This window comes from Sporomusa sp., from assembly GCF_057736855.1.
Genome location: NZ_JBYKYF010000192.1, coordinates 1 through 4938 on the forward strand (window position 1 = coordinate 1; position 4938 = coordinate 4938).

Sequence of the window (4938 nt, forward strand, 5' to 3'; positions counted from 1 at the left end):
TCATCGGCAGTGTACCACCGTTGTTCAAACGGTCAACAAGCTCTGAACCTTCTTCCCAAATCGTAAGGTCGGCACTAAAGTTAGTATCAAAGACTTTATCAAAGCCCAGTCGTTTTAACGCAGCGACCATTTTGCCGGTAACAATCGAACCATAAGGTAAACCTAAAGCCTCACCCAACGCTACACGAACAGCAGGAGCGGTCTGCACGATTACATGTTTTGAAGGATCGCTGATGGCTGCCCAAACGGCCTGGGTATCGTCTTTTTCAACAATAGCACCTGTCGGACATACAGCAGCGCATTGCCCGCAATAGGTACAGGCAACTTCGTCCAATCCTAAGTTAAAGGCTGGAACAACGGTAGTATTAAAGCCCCTGTTAGCAAAGCTATAGACATGTACGCCTTGCCGTTCGCTGCAGGCACGGATACAACGGCCGCATAAAATGCATTTATTTTGGTCACGTACCAAAGATGGATTCTTATCATCGAGCGGATAATTTTTCTTTTCGCCGTCAAAACGAATTTCTCTAACACCAAGGTCGGCTGCAATATTCTGCAGTTCACAATTTAAATTACGCTGACATGATAAGCAGTCAGTTGGATGGTTAGCCAGCAGAAGTTCAACAACCGTCTTACGCGCTTCGCGAACGGCGGCAGTATTAGTACGAACAACCATTCCCTCATTTACTGGATAAACACAAGCTGCAACCAAACTGCGAGCACCTTCAACTTCTACCATACACACCCGGCAGGCACCTTCTACGCGCAACTCAGGATGATAGCACAAAGTCGGAATTTTTATTCCAAGCGAAAGTGCAGCTTCCAAAACAGTCGATGTTTTAGGCACAGCCACTTTCTGGCCATCGATTGTTATATTAACCATTTCCATCGTCGTGTCACCCTTTCTTCTTCCAACATTATAACCTGGGTAATGATCAGTGATTAACTGGCAAGCTTATCCTTTAACAATGGATTTGAACGGACATTTGCCAAAGCAGGCGCCGCACTTGATACATTTTGCCAGATCAATTTCATGTTTAGCTTTCTTTTCGCCGCTGATAGCTTCAACCGGACATACCTTTTTGCACAAGCCGCAACCTTTGCAGGTATCAGTAATGCTGTATTGTAACAACTCGGTGCAAACTCCAGCTGGGCAGCGTTTCTCTTTGATATGGGCTTCGTATTCATCCCGGAAATAATGCAATGTGGATAGTACCGGATTGGGAGCTGTCTGACCTAAGCCACAAAGTGCAGAAGCCTTAATATTTTTAGCCAGAGACTCTAACAACTCGATATCTGTTTCTCGGCCTTTTCCTTCGGTAATCCGAGTAAGAATTTCCAGCATACGCTTGGTGCCTTCCCGGCATGGAGTACATTTGCCGCAAGATTCAGCTTGCGTGAAGTTCAGGAAGAACTTAGCAACATCAACCATACAAGTGGTTTCGTCCATGACTACCAGGCCACCGGAACCCATCATGGCACCAGCTTGAATTAGCGAATCATAGTCTATCGGCAAATCAAGCATATGCTCAGGCAAACATCCGCCAGACGGACCACCTATTTGTACAGCCTTAAATTTCTTGCCACCCTGAATACCACCGGCAATACCAAAGATGATCTCGCGCATGGTAATGCCCATAGGAACTTCACACAAACCAGTATTATTAATTTTGCCAGTAAGGGCAAATACTTTGGTACCTTTACTTTTTTCTGTTCCAATCGATGCGTACCAGTCTGCCCCTTTGGTGATAATCTGGGGTACATTGGCAAAAGTCTCAACATTGTTTATATTAGTAGGTTTGCCCCACAGTCCGGAAATAGCAGGGAATGGAGGCCGGGGACGCGGCATACCACGTTTACCTTCGATGGAAGCTAATAGTGCGGTTTCTTCACCACAGACAAAAGCACCGGCACCTTCTTTGATTTTAAGCTTAAAGTTAAAACCGGTATTCAAAATGTTTTCGCCAAGTAATCCCATCTCTTCGGCTTGCTTAATGGCAATTTTCAGCCGTTTGATGGCCAGCGGATACTCTGCCCGGACATAAATATAGCCTTCATCTGCACCAATGGCATAAGCGCAAATAGCCATACCTTCAATGATGCGGTGCGGGTCGCCCTCAAGCAAGCTCCGATCCATAAATGCACCAGGGTCACCCTCGTCAGCGTTACATACAACATACTTTTTCGTACCCGGCGCACTGCGGGCAAACCCCCACTTCACACCCGTTGGGAAGCCGCCGCCACCCCGGCCTCTCAATCCAGACTTTTTCACTTCTTCTACGACTTCTTCAGGTTTCATTTCGGTCAACGCTTTGCCTAACGCTTCATAACCTCCTTCTGCGATATATTCATTAATATCTTCTGGATTGATATGACCACAGTTACCCAACACGATTCGCATTTGCTTTTTGTAGAAGTCAATATCACTATAGTTTGGAATAGCTTCATGAGTAGTAGGCGCTTTATATAATAAACGTTCAACAATCCGGCCTTTGTAGAGGTGAGTTTCTACCAGTTCAGGCACGTCACTTTCTTGTACACGTACATAGAATGTACCTTCGGGATAAATGATAACCAGCGGGCCCATTTCACAGAAGCCATGACAGCCGGTTTCAATAATTTTCACTTCTTTATCTAAACCCTTTTTGACAAGTTCTTCCCGAAGTGCGGCTTCAACCTTTTTCGATCCTGATGACACGCATCCAGTACCGGCGCAAATTAACACATGCGCTCTGATATGTTCCATACGATCCCCTCCTGTTACTCTACCAAAATTATTCGACGATTTTACCGATAGCAAGTTCTTGTACAATTCTTCCATTCACTACATGCTCGGCGATAATTTTGGGGACATCTGCCGGCGTAACTTTGCCGTAAGTTATCCGCGGTTCGCCAGGACGTACAACATCAAGCAAAACTTCTTGCTCACACATGCCGATACAACCTGTTTGGCGAACTTTAACATCTGCAAGCTTCCGCTTGGCAATTTCGTCTAAGACAGCCGTCATGACTTGTCTTGCACCGGCTGCAATACCACAAGTACCCATTCCAATAATTATCTGAGTGCCCCCGTCGTGACGCACACTGTTTTTGGTCTTAAGTTCTTCGCGCAAACGTTTTAAATCTTCAATTGTCTTCATCTTTAGCACCTCCATACAAATTGTTTAGGATCTCTGACAAGTACCCATCCAGCCAAATTAGCACATCCGGTTGCGTTAACGGTATACCATCCAAAATTTCGGCAATCTCCTGGGAAGACACTGAAATACTCTTATCATTAAAAGTATGAGTATAGTAAAATTGCAATTCTGGATTAGCGACAAGTACACTCTTAATTGTTTCTTTCAAATCTCCCATTGGTGGCCTATCAACATGGCTGTGGCGGTACATTGCTTCAACCACGGTTCCCTGCCCTGGTATGGAATTAACATCCAAATATCCGTCACAGCGTTTTGTCGTCATATCCATTAACGGTAATCCCATGCCGATTCGCCTGGTAGTTCTGGTGGTTATGAAAGGGTCAATCACTAATTGCCGCAATTTTTCATTCATACCCCGGCCATTATCAGAAACTCTAATAACCATACGATCATTAACTAGATCTTCTATGATTTCAAGTTTAACAATTGTCGCCTCAGCTTCGACCGAATTTTGAATCAGGTCAAGTATATGAAGAGATATTTCACGCATAGGCTAAACCTTAGGCATATTTTGCCAATAGGTCGGGAATCACCTCTGGAGTTAGGCGACCGTGGGTATCATCATTAACCATGAGTACAGGCGCCAAGCCACAAGCACCAATACAGGCTACCGTTTCCAATGTAAATTTCAGGTCAGGAGTGGTACCACCAGCTTTAATTTGCAAGCTATCTTCCAAGGCTTTAAGAATTCCCTTAGCACCACGTACATGGCAGGCAGTGCCTTGGCAAACGCGAATAATGTATTTACCACGGGGATTGAGGTGAAATTGTGCATAGAAAGTTACTACACCGTAAATCTGGCTCACCGGAATTCCCATTTTGTCAGCAATGTGTTTAATTACTTCTCTAGGCAGGTAACCATATGCATTCTGCGCTTCTTGCAGCACCGGGATAAGAGCGCCTTTTACTCCCTGGTATTTTGCAAGAATCTCTTCCAATTGATCCATAGCCAGCTTTCCCGCTTCGCCGCCACCACAACAACAGGTTTTCGTTTCTTTGTCGCTGTTCATGTTAACTCCTCCTTTTAAAAAATCACATGTAGTTCTAAATCTATTAATATAGTGGCTAAACCACCACCTTTCTTGAGTTCTGAGCCAATAATGCCTGCCGGATTTCTCCTAATGTCGGTTGCTCTATATAAAATTGAGTTTTCGGCCCATGAATAAATTCATCCATGGTATGAGCATCCGATGCGGTTATTATTGGCAGGCATCCGATACCAGGAATACGCTCTGCAGCATCCGCTACACGCATATTCCTTGATACTTCCACAGCGGCCAATTCAACATCTGGAGGAATAAAGCCAAGCTGTGAAATAATACTATATGTTGGCCTGTCAACATGGCTGGCAATGCAAATTCCGCCAAGCTTATTGGCCTGCGCAGAAATGTCTGCAACACCAACAGTCAACGAGGCTAGAAGCATCTCGGTCTTTTCCGCAACAAAATTATCATCAGCATCGACAATAAACTGAGCGCCAAAACGTTCAGCATCATTGAGGCGCCCCGACATATGCTGTTGAATAAATTGTTCCCATTGCTTTAGCTGTCGCATTTTTTCAAATAAAACAATCAGGTGTACCTCTTCTTTGCTTTCCACTTCCATGCCAAGCAGTATCGTAACATCCGTACCTTTTGCTGCCTCTAGGGCGGCCTGAATATTATCACAAGCATTGTGATCGGTTATGGCAACAATATCAATACCATGCTGCTGGGCATACCAAACAATGTTACGCGGC

At 44.8% G+C, this 4938-nt stretch carries 6 protein-coding genes; all 6 read right to left on the reverse strand.

All coding sequences use genetic code 11. The features are described 5' to 3' along the window. Window positions 1-889, reverse strand: an 889-nt coding sequence (locus AC29Z1_RS12175; RefSeq protein WP_488271733.1) for a [Fe-Fe] hydrogenase large subunit C-terminal domain-containing protein, incomplete at its 3' end; no start/stop codon positions are given. 66 nt (window positions 890-955) lie between these two features. Next, window positions 956-2746 carry an NADH-quinone oxidoreductase subunit NuoF gene (nuoF, locus tag AC29Z1_RS12180; RefSeq protein WP_488271734.1) on the reverse strand — a complete coding sequence of 597 codons (1791 nt, stop codon included), beginning with the start codon at window positions 2744-2746 and terminating at the stop codon, window positions 956-958. A 28-nt stretch (window positions 2747-2774) separates the two neighbouring features. Beyond that, window positions 2775-3140 carry a (2Fe-2S) ferredoxin domain-containing protein gene (locus tag AC29Z1_RS12185; RefSeq protein WP_488271735.1) on the reverse strand — a complete coding sequence of 122 codons (366 nt, stop codon included), beginning with the start codon at window positions 3138-3140 and terminating at the stop codon, window positions 2775-2777. Then, on the reverse strand, window positions 3127-3690 hold the full coding sequence (locus AC29Z1_RS12190) for an ATP-binding protein (RefSeq protein ID WP_488271736.1): 564 nt from the start codon (window positions 3688-3690) through the stop codon (window positions 3127-3129). The genes AC29Z1_RS12185 and AC29Z1_RS12190 overlap by 14 nt, the downstream gene beginning before the upstream one ends. 10 nt (window positions 3691-3700) lie before the next feature. Then, window positions 3701-4210, reverse strand: coding sequence for an NADH-quinone oxidoreductase subunit NuoE (nuoE, locus tag AC29Z1_RS12195; RefSeq protein ID WP_488271737.1), 510 nt, complete (start codon window positions 4208-4210; stop codon window positions 3701-3703). A gap of 55 nt (window positions 4211-4265) precedes the next feature. Then, window positions 4266-4938, reverse strand: a 673-nt coding sequence (locus AC29Z1_RS12200; protein ID WP_488271738.1) for a PHP domain-containing protein, incomplete at its 5' end; no start/stop codon positions are given.

Bases quoted from the DNA above. Each gene is read 5' to 3' on its own strand.
- nuoE (WP_488271737.1), bottom strand. From the start codon at position 4,210: ATGAACAGCGACAAAGAAACGAAAACCTGTTGTTGTGGTGGCGGCGAA.
- AC29Z1_RS12190 (WP_488271736.1), bottom strand. From the start codon at position 3,690: ATGCGTGAAATATCTCTTCATATACTTGACCTGATTCAAAATTCGGTC.
- AC29Z1_RS12185 (WP_488271735.1), bottom strand. From the start codon at position 3,140: ATGAAGACAATTGAAGATTTAAAACGTTTGCGCGAAGAACTTAAGACC.
- nuoF (WP_488271734.1), bottom strand. From the start codon at position 2,746: ATGGAACATATCAGAGCGCATGTGTTAATTTGCGCCGGTACTGGATGC.